Raw genomic sequence first — 15897 nt, 5'->3', positions numbered from 1 at the left:
ACCCCCCAACAATCGAGGAATTGCGCGTGAGCACCCAACTACAGACTGCCGTCCTGAGCCCCTTGCAGACCGCGCGCAAACTGGCCGCCACCTTTGCCGAAACTGCCGCTGAACGGGACGAGCACGGCGGTACGCCGAAGGCCGAGCGCGACGCCCTACGGCACAGCGGCTTGCTGGCCCTGAGCATTCCGACCCAGTTCGGAGGCCTGGGGGCCGACTGGAGCGAGACACTCGGTGTGGTCCGCGAGTTTGCCAAGGTCGACAGCTCGATCGCCCACGTCTTCGGCTTCCAGCACCTGATGCTGGCCACCGTGCGACTGTTCTCGCGGCCCGAGCAGTGGCAGCCCTGGTTTGAACAGACTGCCCGCAACAACTGGTTCTGGGGCAATGCACTCAACCCGCTCGACACCCGCACTGTGGTGAAAAAGTTCGATGGCTGGCGTGAGTTTTCCGGCAAGAAAAGTTTCTGCTCCGGTGCCAGCGACTCGGAGATGCTGATTGCTTCAGCGGTCGACGAAAGCGCCGGCGGCAAGCTGCTGATCGCCGCCATTCCCAGTGGCCGTACCGGCATTACCCTGCATGGCGACTGGGACAACATGGGCCAGCGCCAGACCGACAGTGGCAGCGCAACCTTCGAGCGGGTGCGGGTGGAAGAGTCGGAGCTGCTGCTTGATCCAGGTCCCTTGAGCACCCCCTTTGCCTGCCTGCGCCCGCTGATCGCCCAACTGCACTTTGCCCATATTTTCCTTGGCATCGCCGAAGGGGCTTTCGAGGAGGCCCGTCATTACACGCTCAAGGAGGGACGTCCGTGGTTCACCTCCAAGGTCCGCCATGTCAGCGAGGACCCCTACATCCTGCGCCACTACGGCGAGTTCTGGGTGGGCCTGGAAAGCACACGTGTGCTGGTTGAACGCGCCGCGGCACAGCTCGACGAAGCCTGGCGCAAGGGACATAACCTGGGCAGCGAGGAGCGTGCGCAACTGGCGCTGTCGATCGCCTGCGCCAAAGTGACCGCGACCCGTACCGGCCTGGACCTGTGCACCCGTTTGTTTGAAGTCACCGGGGCGCGCGCGACTCACGCTTCGCTGCGGTTCGACCGTTACTGGCGCAACCTGCGCACCCAGACGCTGCATGACCCGGTGGACTACAAAATTCACGAGCTGGGTGACTGGGCGCTGAACCAGAACCGCCCAGTTCCCACTTTCTACTCATAAGCGAGGAAGCCCCATGCAACTGCTGACTCTGCCCCCATCCCCGTCGCTGGCCACGTCGATCCGCGCCACCGCCCAGGTATTCGAAGACCCCAAGTCGCAGGCCTTGCTTGCCCATTTGCAACAGGTCGCACCCAGCGAGGCCAGCGTCCTGATCATCGGTGAAACCGGCACCGGCAAGGAGTTGGTCGCACGCCATATCCATAACCTCAGCCGGCGCAGCCAGGGGCCCTTTGTGGCGGTCAACTGCGGCGCCTTCTCCGAATCACTGGTCGAGGCCGAACTGTTCGGCCATGAGAAAGGCGCCTTCACCGGCGCCATCAGCGCCAAGCCGGGATGGTTCGAAGAGGCCAATGGCGGCACCTTGTTCCTCGACGAAATCGGCGATCTGCCGATGCCCATCCAGGTCAAGCTGCTGCGTGTGCTGCAGGAGCGTGAGGTGGTGCGACTGGGGTCGCGCAAGAGCATTGCGATCAACGTCCGGGTGTTGGCCGCCACCAATGTGCAGTTGGAAAAAGCGATCAACGCCGGACATTTCCGCGAAGACCTCTACTACCGCCTCAACGTGGTCAGCCTGCACTTGCATCCGCTGCGTGACCGCCCCGGCGACATTCTGCCGCTGGCCCGCCACTTCATCCGCACCTACAGCGAACGCCTGGGATACGGACAGATTGCCCTCAGTGCCGACGCCGAACGCAAGCTGGCCGACTATGGCTGGCCCGGCAACATTCGCGAACTGGAAAACGTCATCCACCACACCTTGCTGATCTGCCGGGACGGACTCGTACGGCAGGAGGATCTGCGCCTGTCGCATTTGCGTATCGAGCGCCCGGCGGAAAAAACCAGTATCTCTGAAGAGTCGGCCCAGGCGCTCCTGCTGCGCGCGTTCAAACGGTTATTCGAAGAACACCAGGGCGCGCTGTACGAGCAGGTCGAGGACAGTTTGTTGCGCGCCGCCTATCAGTTCTGCCACCGCAACCAGGTACATACCGCCAGCCTGCTCGGACTCTCGCGCAACGTGACCCGGGCGCGCCTGATCGCCATCGGCGAGCTGGTGGTCAACAAGCGTCGTGCCGTCGATGACGCGCCAGACCATCGGGTGATCCAGCTTTCGATATGATTGCCCGGCACTGCCACCGTCAATACTGACTCAGGCGCCGACCTGCTCGACCCGATCGGCGATCTGTCGTGCCTGTTGCAGCAATGCGTCCAGTCCGCCACTGGAGGCTTCAACCCGCACCCGCAGGCGACCCAGCGCACGGCCCTGGATGCGCTCGATACCCCCTTGCACCAGGTGCGTGCGGCCACCGAACAGCGCGGCGATGGCCGACAACTCCGGCTCGTGGCCACTGGCCCCGGTGTAATGCAGGTCGAGCAGTATCGCGGCCGCCTGGGCTGACGGCACGTCATGCCCGGCCGGCTGCAGTGTGCCAAGCAAGGCACGGGTGACATCGTGTTGCGGGTCACCGAACACTTGCCAGACGTCGCCTTGCTCGACCACCCGGCCTTGCTCCAGGACCACCACGCGGTCACAGAGGTCGCGGATCACCTCCATCTCGTGGGTGATCAGCACGATAGTCAGCCCCAGGCGCCGATTGATGTCGCGCAGCAACGCCAGAATCGCCTGGCTGCTCTGCGGATCAAGTGCCGAAGTCGCCTCGTCACACAGCAACAGATCAGGCTGCAACACCAGCGCCCGGGCAATGCCGACCCGCTGCTTTTGCCCGCCGGAGAGCTGCGCCGGGTACGCGTCACGCTTGTCCTGCAGCCCCACCAGCTGCAACAGTTCGTCGACTCGGCGCTCACGCTCGGCACGCCCGATGCCCGCCAGCCGCAGCGGCAGGCCGACGTTGTCGCCGACGGTTCGGGAGGCCATCAGGTTGAAGTGCTGGAAGATCATCCCGGTGCGCTGCCGCAAGCCGGCCAGGCGTGCACGATCGAAACCGACGATGTCCTCACCTTCGATCAATACCTGGCCGCTGCTCGGTTGTTCCAGGCGGTTGAGCGAGCGCAGCAGCGAGGATTTGCCGGCGCCGCTGCGACCGATGATGCCGAACACCTCACCGCGGCGGATGTCCAGGTTGATGTCGTGCAGCGCTTGCACGCTCTGCTGCCCGACCCGGTAATGCTTGCCCAGGCCCACCAGCCGTATATGCACGGCGGCAGCCAGGGCCTGTGGATTGAAACTGACCATGAACGAAAGTCCTGCACAAACAAAAGAGACCATGTTCCCTGTGGCGAGGGAGCTTGCTCCCGCTGGGGCGCGAAGCGGCCCCAAAAGATGGGACTGCGTAGCAGTCCAACGGGAGCAAGCTCCCTCGCCACAGTAAGAGTGTTCGTCTTGGCTACCGGTCAGAAGCCGGGAGCGATCTGGCCCTTGTAGCGGGTCAGAATGAAATCGCGCACTTGCGGCGAGTTCAGGGCCTTGGCCAGCTTCTGGATACCCGGATCATTGATGTTGTCCGGACGGGCGACCAGGAACTCGACGTACAGGTCCTTGCCCTTCTCGACGATCAACGCGCTGTTGGTGTCGATACCGGCCTCCAGTGCGTAGTTGGCAAAGACGAACGCCAGGTCCACCTGGCTGACCGCACGGGCCAGCAAGGCGCCTTCCAGTTCGCGAATCTTCAGTTTGTGCGGGTTCTCGACGATATCGTGTTGCGTCGCCAGGGTATTGCTCGGGTCCTTGAGCTTGATCAAACCGGCTTCGTGCAACAACACCAGGGCGCGTCCGGTGTTCACCGGATCGTTGGGAATGGCGACACTGGCGCCTTCGGGCAGATCGGCGAGTTTTTTGATCCGGGTCGAATAGGCGCCGAACGGCTCGATGTGCACGCCCACTACCGGTACCAGATCGGTGTGCCGGGTCTTGTTGAAGTCATCGAGGAACGGCCGGTACTGGTAGTAGTTGGCGTCGAGGTTTTTCTCGGACAGTTGCAGGTTGGGCTGGATGAAGTCGCTGAAGACCTTGATGTCCAGATCAACCCCCTCCTTGGCCAGCACCGGTTTGACGAACTCCAGTATCTCCGCGTGGGGCACCGGGGTGGCGCCCACCACCAGTTTTTCGTTGGCGTGGGCGCTCAGGGATAAAACGGCAGCGAGGGCGGCCAGGGTCTTTTTCATGCTCATGACTCCAGAATGATCAAAAAGTGGCCGTCGTGAGGTGGACGTAGGGCCTGCAGCAGCGGTACCCGGCTGCTGCGTTCGGGTAAATCAGGCGCTTAGCGCCGTGTGTAATGCCGGACCAGGCGGTCGCCGCTCATCTGCAAGGCCTGCACCAGCAGGATCAGCAGCAGCACGGTGACCACCATCACATCGGTCTGGAAACGCTGGTAACCGAAACGGATGGCCAGATCCCCCAGGCCACCGCCGCCCACCACGCCGGCCATGGCGGTGTAGTCCACCAGCACGATGGCGGTGACCGTGACCGCGGCGATCAGTCCGGTCCGGGCTTCTGGCAGCAAGGTATGCAGGATGATCTGCGGGGTACTGGCGCCCATGGACTGCACGGCTTCAACCAGTCCGCGGTCAACTTCGCGCAAGGCACTTTCCACCAGCCGGGCGAAGAACGGCGTGCAGCCCACCACCAAGGGCGGAATCGCGCCGCGCACGCCCAGCGAGGTGCCGGTGACCAGGGTGGTCACCGGGATCAGCACGATCAACAGAATGATGAACGGCATCGAGCGCAGCACGTTGGCCACCACCGACAACAGCCGGTACAGCCGCGGCGATTCGAGCAACTGGCGCTGGCCCGTCAGGTACAGCAGCACGCCGAGCGGCAACCCGAGCAACACCGTGCAGGCCAGTGCCGCAGCGAGCATGCTCGAGGTGTCCAGGCAAGCCTCGGCCACTTCGCCCCAATTGACGTGAGCGAACCACTCGTTCATCGCCGATCTCCCACGCGCAAGGCCGCCGCCGGGTGTGGCGTCGCCAGGCGATCGCCCTGGCCGAAGAGCTTGTGGCGCAGGGTGCCGTCCTCATACTCGCGCTTGAACAGACCCCGTGCCTGCAACTCCGGCACGAGCAGATCGACCACCGCCTCAAAGGTCTCCGGGGCGACCACGCTGGCCAGGTTGAAGCCGTCGACATCGGTTTGCTCGACCCACTCCTGGAGTTGATCGGCCACGGTTTTTGCCGAACCCACCAGCACCGGGCCATCGCCACCGATGGCGCAATAATCGGCAATCTCTGCGGTGGTCCAGGTCCGATTCGGGTCGGCGCGGGTAAACGCCTCTACGGCCGACTGGATGGCATCGCTGGGCACTTCACGCAGAATCTGGTCGGGCCCGTACTCGCCGAAATCGATACCGGTCCAGCCCGACATCAAGGTCAGGGCGCCGCTGGCACTGGCGTATTCGCGGTACTCGCGCAAGCGCTCCAGGGCTTCGGCGTCCGTCGCGGCGACGATCACCGTGAGCTGTTCGAACACCAGCACCTGATCGGCCTCGCGACCGGCCGCCTGTACCGCCGCACGCAATTGTGCGACCTGTTGTTTGAGTACCACCTTGCTCGGCGCGGCCACAAACACGCACTCGGCATTCGCTGCTGCGAAGACCCGACCACGGCTGGAAGCGCCGGCCTGGTAGATCACCGGCGTGCGCTGCGGCGAAGGCTCGCTGAGATGGAAACCGGGCACATTGAAAAATTCGCCCTGATGAGCGATGCCGTGCACCTTGCGCGGATCGGCGTAAACCCCGCTGGCGCGGTCGGCCTGCACCGCGCCCTCCTCCCAGCTGGCTTCCCAGAGCTTGTAGCAAACCTGCAGATACTCCTCGGCCAGCGCATAACGCTGATCGTGAGACAACTGCCGCTCCTGGCCGAGGTTTCGCGCGCCGCTGCTCAGGTACGAGGTGACGATGTTCCAGCCCGCCCGCCCCGATGTCAGGTGATCGAGGGTCGACATGCGTCGGGCGAACGGAAACGGATGCTCGAACGACACCGACGCGGTGACGCCAAACCCCAGGTGGCGAGTGGCTGCGGCCATTGCCGGCACCAGTTGCAACGGATCGTTGACCGGCACTTGCGCCGCGCTGCGCAGCGCCTCGTCGGCACTGCTCTGGTAGACGTCATAGACGCCGAGCACATCGGCGATGAACAGGCCGTCGATCTTGCCGCGCTCCAGGGTTTTCGCCAGTTCGATCCAGTAGTGGATGTCGGTGTAGCGTGTGGACTGATCACGGGGGTGGCGCCACTGGCCGGGCGACAAGTGCCCGACGGTATTCATGCTGAAGGCGTTGAGACGAATTTGCTTGGGCATCTGCGCGACCTCAGGACCAGTCATGGCGAGGCGGCTTGATGCCGTTGAGCAACCAGTTACCCACGACGTGGTACTTCCAGCGCACAGGGTCGTGCAGGGTATGGACCCGCGCGTTACGCCAATGGCGATCGAGGTTGTGCTTGCGCAGCGTCGAGCGGGTGCCGCCCAGTTCAAACAGCTTGTTGCTGGCCTCGATGGCGATTTCGGTGGTCAACACCTTGGCCCTGGCCACGGCCAGCGAAGCCTGCGCAACCGACTGCTCATCGGGTGCCGAGCGGGCCTGGTCGAGCACCAGGCCCGCACGCTCGAGCAGCGCCTCGGCGGCTTCCAGACGGATGTCCAGTGCGCCGACCTGAATGATGGTCAACGGGTCTTCGCTGGCCTTTTCCACCCCGGCATCGATCCATGGCCGCGCCTGCTCGCGGACAAAGCTGATGGTGTCACGCAGCGCCGCACGGGCAATGCCCGCATCGATGGCCGCCGTGGTGATCTGCGCAAAGGGACCGGCCAGGGTCGGGCGTTCGTAGGAGCGGTAAGTCGGGAACAGGTTGAAGGCCGGCACCCACAGCCCCTCGACCAGCACGGTGCCGCTGGACGTGGTGCGCTGGCCGATGCTGTCCCAGTCGTCAACCACATTCAGCCCCTCGGTGTGACGCGGTACGAAGGCCAGTTGTGCACGGTCTTCGCTGTCCAGGGCCAATACGCCCAGCCAATGGGCATAGAGCGATCCGGTGCAGTAACCCTTGCGCCCGTCGATGCGATAACCCTCGCCATCCGCGACCAGGCGGGTACGGATGTCCTGCACGTTCTTGCCGCCGGTTTCCGACAGCGCATTGGCGAAACGATTGCCCGCCAGGGCCAGGTCGAAGAAGAACTGCTTCTGGTCGTCGCTACCCTGCAAGCGGATGTCTTCCAACAGGCAGTAATGGTTCTGCGGTATCTGGCCAAGGGATGGATCGGCCGCCGAGACAATCGCGATGACCTGGGCCAGGGTCGCATAGGACACCTCGGCGCCACCGTACTGCCGAGGCACTGTAATGCCCCACAGTCCGCTGTTGGAAAAAGCATCGACCACCTCGGCCGGCACCTGACGCGTCTGATCACGCTCGGAGGCGCCGACCTGCAGCAGCGCGGCGATTTCATGGGCAATGCGTATGGCTTCGGCGTCATCACGGATCACATGGGCCGAAGGTGGATTGATCGGGTAGGCGGCTGCAACTGACATGGATTCCTCACTCTAGCGATGGCTCCGCCAACGGCCGCACAGTCCTGCAAATGACTGTCGGTACGGAGCCTTACCCAGATGGAGCATGATCCATGCCATGATATTTAAACGTTAAATATCAGTACGTTACAAAATAAAGCGAAGAGTGAAATCGCCAGCCGGACAGTTGTTGTTGAAGTACTGTTGATTATTCAACAGTGCCGATTACTGCGATTCACCGGGAGCAGAGCGCGAACGGTTGCGCTTGTGTCGTGCCTGTTTCTCTTCAGCCAATGCCTGACGAACGAGGGCCCGCGCTGCCCAGGTGGCGGTGTCGAGTGATTCTTCGACGCTCGCGCGACTGATATCGCGCACGGCGATCAAGGCCTCGGTGCCCATGACGATCGACAGCGCCTGTTTCAGTCGTTTGCGCGCGCGGGGTGAGAGCACGTCCTTGAGCGAGTCGACGATCGGCTCGATGTAGCTCATGCGTCGACCCGGCCGCAGTGGCGTCTGGGGAGACGGGTTTTCCAGCCACACCGTCATGAACGATCGCTCCATCACGTGCAGGCCGATCTCGTCGTCGATCAGGACTTTGTTCAACGCCTGCGCCGCCAGGCCAATGCCCTTCACCGGATCGTCCCCCGGGCGCCAGATCTGCTCCAGTGGCTTGATGTCGCGCTCGGCGGCCGTCTCGCTGATCAGCGCTTCAGGTGAGGGAAAGTAGCGATAGGCGGTGGCGCGAGACACCATTGCGCGCTTAGCCACTTGCGCGACAGTCGGGTCGTGGCCCTCGTCGCGCAAGGCGATGGCGGCATCGATCAGCGCTTGCCGCGTTCTGAGCTTCTGGTTGGATCGGCCCTGGGAATCGCCGTCGCGGACAGACGGGCTTGACTTGGGATTCGGCATGGAATAAATGATACTCCGTCTTATCGTGAGACACTAGTCTCATAATAGAGGCGTGGCACGGGATATGCCACTGCCCCGTGTGCCGAACAACCAGCGCGCCGGGCTCAACGATTTCATATCAGGATTTCAGCAACTGAGCGCGCCCCCGGGCGCATGAGGTGAATGCGATGAATCACAATCCCCGTTCGCGGACCTGGTTTCGGCTGGCGGCCATCTACTTTGCCATTGGCGTGGCGCTGGGTGTCGCGATGGGCGCGTCCGGCGACCATTCGCTCTACGCAGTACATGCCCATATCAATCTGTTGGGGTGGGTGTCGATGGCCCTGTTCGGTGTCATCGGCACGCTGCACCCGTCCATCACCGGAGGGCGAGCGGCGGCCGCACAGTTCTGGCTGTACAACCTGAGTGTGCCGGTGATGCTGGGTGCACTGCTGCTGCGCCTCAAGGGCTTTGCGGCAGTCGAGCCATTGATTGCCATTGCCTCCCTGCTCATCGGCTGCAGCGTGCTGTTGTTCGTGTGGCTGGTGTTCTCGCGCATCGGGGCAACGGCCGAGAGTTTGAGCAACACGACACTTGAATCGCGCCTGTCATAGTTGGCGGGTTTTGGGCGGCGTATCGGTGCGGGGCGAGATCAACCCCGGACCGATGGCTGCCACTGACCGTCATGGGCCATCGATTCACGACTCGTCGGCAACCACCCTGACCCTGTGGCAGTCGGCCGGCCCAAGCTTCTGACCGCTGGATGAGCGAACTTCAATCGGCATCAGGGTCTGGCCGCGCTCATTGTCCAGCAGCACGGAACGCGTCTCCTCGCGCTTGAACAGGAAACGTTCACCCCACTGCCGCAGGCTGACCACCACCGGAAAGATCTCCCGCCCTTTGTCCGTAAGGGCGTACTCCTTGTAGGCGCTACCGTCTGATGCGGGTTGAACGTCGAACACACCGACCTCAACCAGGGTTTTCAAGCGCGATGCCAGAATGTTCTTGGCCACGCCCAGGCTTTTCTGAAATTCGCTGAATCGGCGAATGCCGTCGAATGCGTCGCGGATGATCATCAGCGACCATCGATCCCCAATGGCCTCCAGTGTTCTGGCTACCGGGCATTCGCTGCTGTGGGATGAAGTGTCTTCGACCATCGTATTGACCTTCTGGATTAAGGATTGCCGGGCCTGCTGTGCAACCCCGAGCAAAGTGGTTGCAATTTAAAACCTGATTCGATAACAATTCAAACAAGTTTTTAATTGAAACCAGTTTAGCGCCACGGAGGCTCATGTGACAGCCGATGCCGATTCAGCCACCCGCTCTTTCACCCAGCAGGCTTCGGGCCGGCCCCATACGGATAATGGAGAAAGCCCCCGCGCAGACAGCGCTGCCGGCCTGTCTCCGTCGCTTACGCTGCTGTTTTCCGTCACTTGCGCGCTGGCAGTCGCCAACGTGTATTTCGCTCAACCCCTGCTCGATTCAATGGCTCAGAGCCTGGGGGTTGCCTCATCGATGATCGGGGTCGTGGTGACGGCTACCCAGGTCGGTTACGCGCTGGGGCTGCTGTTCATCGTCCCGTTGGGTGACTTGCTCAACCGCAAGGGGTTGATCCTCACGCAAGTGCTGCTGTCTGCGGTTGCCCTGGCGGGGGTCGGCGCAGCGCAGCAATGGCTGGCCCTGTTGGGCGCCCTGGTCATCGTCGGTTTGCTCGCGGTGATGGTTCAAGTGCTGGTGGCCTATGCCGCCGTGCTGGCAACGCCGTCACAACGCGGCCAGGCCGTGGGCACCGTCACCAGCGGCATTGTCTTGGGCATTCTCCTGGCGCGGTTCACCTCCGGGCTGATCGCTGATCTGGCCGGCTGGCGCGCCGTGTATTTCGTTTCGTCGGGCTTGATGCTGGTCCTCGCGGCGGTGTTCTGGAAAGTGCTTCCTGCCACCGAGTCTGCACGCAACCGAAACACCTACCCGGCACTCATCCGTTCGATGTTCAGGCTGTTCATGACCGAACCGGTCTTGCGCATCCGTGGCCTGCTGGCCTTGCTGATCTTTGCCGCGTTTTCGGTGTTGTGGACATCCATGGTGCTGCCACTGAGCGCGCCTCCGCTGTCGCTGTCACACACGGCCATCGGCCTGTTCGGCCTGGCCGGCGTCGCCGGTGCCCTTGCTGCCAGAAGAGCCGGTCGCTGGGCCGATCAGGGTCTGGGGCAGCGCGTGACCGGCATTTCGCTGGTGATCCTGACGCTGTCCTGGTTGCCCAGCGCGTTTGCGCAGACGTCACTGATCGCGCTGGTATGCGCAGTGGTCCTGCTCGACTTCGCGGTGCAAGCCGTACACGTCACCAACCAGAGCCTCATTTTTGCCGCACGCCCCGACGCCCAAAGCCGCATGGTGGGCGCCTACATGTGCTTTTACTCGGTGGGCAGCGCACTGGGAGCCGCGGCCGCGACCCAGGTGTATGCGCACTGGGGCTGGACAGCCGTCAGCCTGCTGGGTGCCTCGATCAGTGCGACGGCCCTGATGCTGTGGTTGATCACCTGGCGTTGGCACAGGCAGCGCTACGCCAGATAACCTCAGTGCCTGGTTTTGCGCTCGAGCATGCGCACGCCAAGTGAAAGCGGATAACACAGGGCAAAGTAGATCGCGCCGACCAGAATGTAGATTTCCAGCGGCATGAAATACACCGAACTCAGATCCTGCGCCCGCAGCATCAAGTCCGGTGCCGCGATCAGCGAAGCCACGGATGTATCCTTCAACAGCGAGATCGCGACGTTGCCTATGGGCGCCAGCACGATGCGGATGGCCTGGGGCAACACGACCCAGCGCAGCACCTTGAGCTTGGGCATGCCAATCGCCTTCGCCGCCTCCACCTGCCCCTTGGGCACGGCCTCGAGCCCCGCACGGTAGATCTCTGCCAGATACGCCGCAGCGTTCAGTCCCAGGCCAATCATGGCAGCCTGGAACGAGCTGAAATGAACGCCGATTTCGGTCAGGCTGAAATAGACGATGAACAACTGCACCAACGCCGGAGTGCCACGGAACAGCTCGATGTAATAGAGCGCCGCGCGCCGCAATGCGCGGTTGCCGGAAAGCCGTGCCAGCGCCACCAGCAAGCCGACGATCAAGCCGATGACCAACGCACCGAACGCCAACTGGAGTGTGGCCCAGGCGGCCGCCAGCAATTCGACATGGGTCGCGTCCCACAACTCGCCATAGCCCATATCAATTCTCCTTGACGACTTTGAGACGGCGTTCGGTGCGCGCCGCCCAGTGGGAAAGCACCAGGCTCAGGATCAGGTAGATCATCGCCAGCAGGAAGTAGATCAGGTTGGTCTGGTAGGTTTCGCTGACCAGCATTTTCGCCTTGAACGTCAACTCCGGCACTGCCGCCGCAGACGCCAGGGAGGTGTCCTTGAGCAGGCCGATGGCGAAGTTGGCCATCCCTGGAATCGCCACCTTGAATGCCTGCGGCAGCACGATGATGCGCATCGCCAGAGACCGGGTCATGCCGATGGAGAACGCCGCTTCGCTTTGGCCACGGTCAATGGTGCGGATGCTCGACCGGAAAACCTCCGACAGAATGGCCGCACCGTTCAGGCCGAAACCGATGATCGCCGCGCCGATGGCCGGCAAGGTAATGCCGATATAGGTCAGGCCAAAGTACAGAATGAACAACTGGGTCAGGATCGGTATGTTGCGGAAGATCTCCAGGTAAACGCTGGCGATCAGGCTCAATAGGCGGCTGCGCGAAAGCCGCATCAACGCCAGGCAAAAACCCAGCAACGCCGCCACTACAAACGCAGCAGCCGTCAGGCCGATGGTGGTCAGCGCGCCGACGCCCAGTACGTTCAGGAAGTACGGCAGCATCTCGATGGCTTTGTTCAGTGCAGTGGTGTCGAACATCGATCAATGCTCCTGCACGGCGCGGATGAAGGAGCGGGTACGTTCGACCTGGCTCTCGCGGAAAATCTGCCGCGGCGGCCCCTGTTCGACGATATTGCCGTCGGCCATGAAGATCACCTGGTCGGAAACGCTTTCGGCGAAGCTCATTTCGTGGGTGACGATGATCATCGTCATGCCCTCCTCCGCCAGCCTGCGCATCACGCCCAGCACTTCCCCGACCAATTCGGGGTCCAGTGCCGAGGTCGCCTCGTCGAACAGCATCAACTTGGGTCTCATCGCCAGCGCCCGGGCAATGGCGATCCGTTGCTGCTGCCCGCCCGACAGTTGCTCGGGAAAGGCATCGCGCTTGGCGAACATGCCGACCTTGTTCAGCAGGTCCTCGGCCAGTTCCACCGCTTCGGCGCGATTGCGCTGCTGCACCTTGAGCGGACCGAGGATGATGTTTTCCAGCACCGACAGGTGCGGGAACAGGTTGAAGCGCTGGAACACCATGCCGATTTCGGCGCGCATCCGCGCCAGTTCCTTATCGCTCATGGGCACTTTTCGGCTGCCCACCAGGCGCTGGCCGATCAGTTCGTTGTCAATGTAGATGTCGCCTTTGGTCGGCTCTTCCAGGTAGTTGACGCAGCGCAGCAAGGTGGTCTTGCCCGAGCCGCTGGGGCCGATGAGCGAGATTTTCTGGCCCTGCTGCACGTTGAGGTCGATGCCTTTGAGAACGTCCAGGCTACCGAAGGACTTGTGCAGCCCTTCGATACGCACCAGTGGAGTGGATTCAGCCATGGGTCAGGTCCTCGATTCAGGCAAAGGCCTGACTGAAATCACGGGCTGGATGCTCGAAGGGTCCGATGACATTGCCCTTCTCGTCGCGGTCCACACCGATGCGCGGGTCCTTGGCGGGCGGCACGAGGTAGTCCGGGTTCTTGATGCCGTACTTGGCCAGCACCGGTTTGATCTGATCCGTGGCTTTCAACCAGCGCAGTCCCTGGTTCACCCCATCGAACAGGTCCTGGTTCTGTGGATGAACGCCCCAGATCGCCTCGAACTTGGCGGTCAGGCTGGGGAATTTCTCGTCGTAGGCCATGGGGATCTGCTTGAGCTTGAGGCTCGGGTCCTGAAGGATCATGTAGTCGATGGTCGGCGCATCCAGCACGGCAAAGTCCAGGCGCCCGGCACGCACGTCGCGCAGGCAGGAATCGGTGTTGTCGTAGAGTTTGACCTCCTTCACACCCTCGATTTTCTTCATGTCGGGGATGGTGAAATAACCGGTGATGGCGCCGATAGTGCGGCCCTTCACATCGTTGACGGTGATCGAGGTATCGAACGGCTCGTTGTCGCGCATGATCACGTAGGCACCGGTGTAGAACACTGGGTCGGTCAACAGCAGGATTTTCGAGCGCATGGGGTTCCAGGCGAAGTTGCCGCCGAACCAGTCGGCACGCCCGGACCGTACGGCTTCGACCACCGCCGGGAAGCCCATGGTCAGTACGTCGAGCTTGAGCTCGAGGCGGTCGGCAATCAGCTTGAGCAATTCCAGATCGGTACCGACCGGGACGCCTTCGCGCAGCGCGCCCAGGGGCATGTCGCCCAGGCAGGCCGCGGTCAGGTAGCCGGGACGTACGGTCTTGATCGGTTTGTCGGCAGCGAACGCGAACGACATCGGGCCCGTGGCACTGGCTGCCATTGCCGCCAATGAACCATAGCCTGCGGCCTTGAGCACTGCGCGCCGGGAAACACCCTGGGTATTGAACTTGAAGTCGGACATACATCACCTATAGGCAAATTATTGTTGTGACCGGAACAAGCCTTGCTACTCACCGCCGTCCGTGGCGCGATGCTTCCCGTGATTTATGACCGTGTCGGCAGACCCGCGAGGATGTCGATGGCATTGACGTGGGGGGTGGCGGCGGTTTGCCGTTGGCGCCTGAGGACTAGGTAAGCGACAGACACCACGGCGAGGCTGACGAGGCTGGCGAGGAACTGTGTACGCAAGGATTCCTGGAATGCCATGGCCACCAATACACCCGCAATCACTGCCACCACAGCATAGGACAGCCATGGGAACAGCCACATCTTGAGGGTCAGCCGCGCCGGCGCGGTGGCTTCGACCTGGCGTCGAACCCTGATCTGCGCCAGCGCCACGGCCAGGTACACGAACAGCATCACCGCACCGGAAGCGTTGACCAGGAACAGGAACACGCCCTGCGGAGAAATGATCGCCGCCATGATCGCGATGTAGCCGATCACACTGCTGAGCAGTACGGCGGCCCTGGGCACTTTGCGCCTGGTCAGCACCGACAGTTTTGCCGGGGCGTCACCGCGCTGGCTGAGGCCGAACAGAATCCGCGAAGACACGTACAGTCCGGAGTTCAGCGCCGACAACACCGCGACCAGCACCACCGCCTGCATGATCATCGCTGCCCCTGGAATGCGCATGACCTCCAGCGCTGCCACGAACGGCGAATGACCGGCGACGATCTGGCCCCAGGGCACCACGCACACAATCAGGAAGATCGAACCGACATAAAAGGTGATGACACGGAAGATCACCGAACGGGTCATGTTCGCGACGTTCTTCGACGGATCGTCGGACTCGGCGGCGGCAATCGTCGCGATCTCGGCGCCGCCGACAGCGAAGATCACCGTAGGCACGCCAGCCAGGATCGCACTCACGCCGTAAGGCATGAAGCCGCGGTCATTCACCAGGTTGCCCAACAGCGCGCCGGTGCTCGGCGCGAACCCGAACAGGTAGGCGCCCACCACAAAGATGAAGACGATGATCGCGAAAACCTTCAATGAGGCGAACCAGTACTCGAACTCGCCATAGGACTTCACCGACAGGCAGTTGATGGCGGTCATGATCGCCAGCAGGCTCAGCCCGATCATCCAGGCCGGCAGCGGTATCCACTGCTCAAGGATATTGGCGCCGACCACCGCTTCCACCGCCACCACGATCACCCAGAAGTACCAGTACAACCAGCCACTGGTGAACCCGACCCAATTACCCAGGCCGATACGTGCGTATTCGGTAAAGGAGCCGACGCCGGGCAGCGCCACGGCCATTTCACCGAGCATGCGCATCACCAGCATCACCACGATGCCGGCAGCGAGATAACTGAGAAACGCGGCGGGCCCGATCGCCTGGATCGTTGCGCTGCTGCCGACAAACAGGCCGGCACCAATGATGCCGCCCAGGGAGATCATGGTGATATGGCGCTGCCGCAGTGCCCCGCTGAGGCGTTGCTGGCCAGATGTTGTCTTGCTTGGCTGGACGTTGCTCATCGGAGGACCTCCGCTGCGGTGGATAGGGTCGATCGACCGGATAAATTCATCGAAGACTTTGCGCGAGGGGGACAACTCACCGGATACTCTGTGCCGCCCACTCTCGGGGACAAGAAGCTCTGGTGTCGGGTAGCCTGGGCTGAGCCCGGCTGGAA

At 62.4% G+C, this 15897-nt stretch carries 16 protein-coding genes; 4 read left to right on the top strand and 12 right to left on the bottom strand.

From position 1 onward, the window contains the following. Positions 1 to 26 precede the first annotated feature (26 nt). Together C9422_RS01665 and C9422_RS01660 are read left to right on the top strand one after the other, a co-directional pair. Positions 27 to 1214, top strand: coding sequence for an acyl-CoA dehydrogenase family protein (locus C9422_RS01665; RefSeq protein ID WP_116579459.1), 1188 nt, complete (start codon positions 27 to 29; stop codon positions 1212 to 1214). Positions 1215 to 1227: 13 nt separating this feature from the next. Next, positions 1228 to 2331 carry a sigma-54-dependent Fis family transcriptional regulator gene (locus C9422_RS01660; protein ID WP_116579458.1) on the top strand — a complete coding sequence of 368 codons (1104 nt, stop codon included), beginning with the start codon at positions 1228 to 1230 and terminating at the stop codon, positions 2329 to 2331. Between the two features lie 30 nt (positions 2332 to 2361). Here the strand turns inward: C9422_RS01660 and C9422_RS01655 are convergent, their stop codons facing one another. The 6 genes from C9422_RS01655 to C9422_RS01630 all read right to left on the bottom strand — a co-directional run bounded on the left by C9422_RS01655 (position 2362) and on the right by C9422_RS01630 (position 8581). Continuing rightward, complete coding sequence (locus C9422_RS01655; protein ID WP_116579457.1) at positions 2362 to 3405, bottom strand: methionine ABC transporter ATP-binding protein; 1044 nt, start codon at positions 3403 to 3405, stop codon at positions 2362 to 2364. Between the two features lie 158 nt (positions 3406 to 3563). Then, positions 3564 to 4334 (bottom strand): MetQ/NlpA family ABC transporter substrate-binding protein, encoded by a 771-nt coding sequence (locus tag C9422_RS01650; protein ID WP_007974850.1) that lies wholly within the window; start codon positions 4332 to 4334, stop codon positions 3564 to 3566. 98 nt (positions 4335 to 4432) lie between these two features. Further along, positions 4433 to 5098, bottom strand: coding sequence for a methionine ABC transporter permease (locus C9422_RS01645; protein WP_116579456.1), 666 nt, complete (start codon positions 5096 to 5098; stop codon positions 4433 to 4435). Then, the gene (locus C9422_RS01640) at positions 5095 to 6468 is read right to left on the bottom strand and encodes an LLM class flavin-dependent oxidoreductase (protein WP_116579455.1); all 1374 of its coding nucleotides are present in this window, start codon (positions 6466 to 6468) and stop codon (positions 5095 to 5097) included. Before C9422_RS01640 ends, C9422_RS01645 begins: the two co-directional genes overlap by 4 nt. A 10-nt stretch (positions 6469 to 6478) precedes the next feature. Then, positions 6479 to 7693 (bottom strand): SfnB family sulfur acquisition oxidoreductase, encoded by a 1215-nt coding sequence (locus C9422_RS01635; protein WP_116579454.1) that lies wholly within the window; start codon positions 7691 to 7693, stop codon positions 6479 to 6481. Positions 7694 to 7897: 204 nt separating this feature from the next. Continuing rightward, positions 7898 to 8581, bottom strand: coding sequence for a TetR/AcrR family transcriptional regulator (locus C9422_RS01630; protein WP_116579453.1), 684 nt, complete (start codon positions 8579 to 8581; stop codon positions 7898 to 7900). Between the two features lie 167 nt (positions 8582 to 8748). Here C9422_RS01630 and C9422_RS01625 point away from each other — a divergent pair, with 167 nt between their 5' ends. Beyond that, positions 8749 to 9174 carry a hypothetical protein gene (locus tag C9422_RS01625; RefSeq protein WP_116579452.1) on the top strand — a complete coding sequence of 142 codons (426 nt, stop codon included), beginning with the start codon at positions 8749 to 8751 and terminating at the stop codon, positions 9172 to 9174. 84 nt (positions 9175 to 9258) lie between these two features. Here C9422_RS01625 and C9422_RS01620 read toward each other — a convergent pair whose 3' ends face one another. Further along, entirely contained in the window at positions 9259 to 9717 is a 459-nt protein-coding gene (locus tag C9422_RS01620) for a helix-turn-helix domain-containing protein (RefSeq protein ID WP_007974861.1), read from the bottom strand. A 136-nt stretch (positions 9718 to 9853) separates the two neighbouring features. Between C9422_RS01620 and C9422_RS01615 the strand changes: the two genes are divergently transcribed. Further along, a complete protein-coding gene (locus tag C9422_RS01615) occupies positions 9854 to 11131 on the top strand; it encodes an MFS transporter (RefSeq protein WP_116579451.1) in 1278 nt (425 codons plus the stop codon). 2 nt (positions 11132 to 11133) lie between these two features. Here the strand turns inward: C9422_RS01615 and C9422_RS01610 are convergent, their stop codons facing one another. The 5 genes from C9422_RS01610 to C9422_RS01590 all read right to left on the bottom strand — a co-directional run bounded on the left by C9422_RS01610 (position 11134) and on the right by C9422_RS01590 (position 15742). After that, the gene (locus tag C9422_RS01610) at positions 11134 to 11781 is read right to left on the bottom strand and encodes an amino acid ABC transporter permease (RefSeq protein WP_116579450.1); all 648 of its coding nucleotides are present in this window, start codon (positions 11779 to 11781) and stop codon (positions 11134 to 11136) included. A gap of 1 nt (position 11782) precedes the next feature. Further along, positions 11783 to 12463: an amino acid ABC transporter permease gene (locus C9422_RS01605; protein ID WP_102699563.1), complete on the bottom strand. Its 681-nt coding sequence runs from the start codon at positions 12461 to 12463 to the stop codon at positions 11783 to 11785. Between the two features lie 3 nt (positions 12464 to 12466). Continuing rightward, a complete protein-coding gene (locus tag C9422_RS01600) occupies positions 12467 to 13243 on the bottom strand; it encodes an amino acid ABC transporter ATP-binding protein (RefSeq protein ID WP_116579449.1) in 777 nt (258 codons plus the stop codon). Positions 13244 to 13259: 16 nt separating this feature from the next. After that, positions 13260 to 14225: a transporter substrate-binding domain-containing protein gene (locus C9422_RS01595; RefSeq protein WP_116579448.1), complete on the bottom strand. Its 966-nt coding sequence runs from the start codon at positions 14223 to 14225 to the stop codon at positions 13260 to 13262. Positions 14226 to 14308: 83 nt separating this feature from the next. Further along, positions 14309 to 15742, bottom strand: a complete 1434-nt coding sequence (locus C9422_RS01590; RefSeq protein ID WP_116579447.1) for an amino acid permease — start codon at positions 15740 to 15742, stop codon at positions 14309 to 14311. Positions 15743 to 15897: the final 155 nt, after the last annotated feature.

The organism is Pseudomonas sp. B1(2018) (genome assembly GCF_003097365.1).
GTDB classification, from domain to species: Bacteria; Pseudomonadota; Gammaproteobacteria; order Pseudomonadales; family Pseudomonadaceae; genus Aquipseudomonas; species Aquipseudomonas laurylsulfatiphila.
Note: the sequence above shows the minus strand (reverse complement) of the source record. Positions and strands in the feature narration are given on the sequence as shown.

Coding starts and splice junctions, on each gene's coding strand:
- C9422_RS01660 (WP_116579458.1), top strand. CDS start 1,228: ATGCAACTGCTGACTCTGCCCCCATCCCCGTCGCTGGCCACGTCGATC.
- C9422_RS01655 (WP_116579457.1), bottom strand. CDS start 3,405: ATGGTCAGTTTCAATCCACAGGCCCTGGCTGCCGCCGTGCATATACGG.
- C9422_RS01650 (WP_007974850.1), bottom strand. CDS start 4,334: ATGAAAAAGACCCTGGCCGCCCTCGCTGCCGTTTTATCCCTGAGCGCC.
- C9422_RS01645 (WP_116579456.1), bottom strand. CDS start 5,098: ATGAACGAGTGGTTCGCTCACGTCAATTGGGGCGAAGTGGCCGAGGCT.
- C9422_RS01640 (WP_116579455.1), bottom strand. CDS start 6,468: ATGCCCAAGCAAATTCGTCTCAACGCCTTCAGCATGAATACCGTCGGG.
- C9422_RS01635 (WP_116579454.1), bottom strand. CDS start 7,693: ATGTCAGTTGCAGCCGCCTACCCGATCAATCCACCTTCGGCCCATGTG.
- C9422_RS01630 (WP_116579453.1), bottom strand. CDS start 8,581: ATGCCGAATCCCAAGTCAAGCCCGTCTGTCCGCGACGGCGATTCCCAG.
- C9422_RS01625 (WP_116579452.1), top strand. CDS start 8,749: ATGAATCACAATCCCCGTTCGCGGACCTGGTTTCGGCTGGCGGCCATC.
- C9422_RS01620 (WP_007974861.1), bottom strand. CDS start 9,717: ATGGTCGAAGACACTTCATCCCACAGCAGCGAATGCCCGGTAGCCAGA.
- C9422_RS01610 (WP_116579450.1), bottom strand. CDS start 11,781: ATGGGCTATGGCGAGTTGTGGGACGCGACCCATGTCGAATTGCTGGCG.
- C9422_RS01605 (WP_102699563.1), bottom strand. CDS start 12,463: ATGTTCGACACCACTGCACTGAACAAAGCCATCGAGATGCTGCCGTAC.
- C9422_RS01600 (WP_116579449.1), bottom strand. CDS start 13,243: ATGGCTGAATCCACTCCACTGGTGCGTATCGAAGGGCTGCACAAGTCC.
- C9422_RS01595 (WP_116579448.1), bottom strand. CDS start 14,225: ATGTCCGACTTCAAGTTCAATACCCAGGGTGTTTCCCGGCGCGCAGTG.
- C9422_RS01590 (WP_116579447.1), bottom strand. CDS start 15,742: ATGAGCAACGTCCAGCCAAGCAAGACAACATCTGGCCAGCAACGCCTC.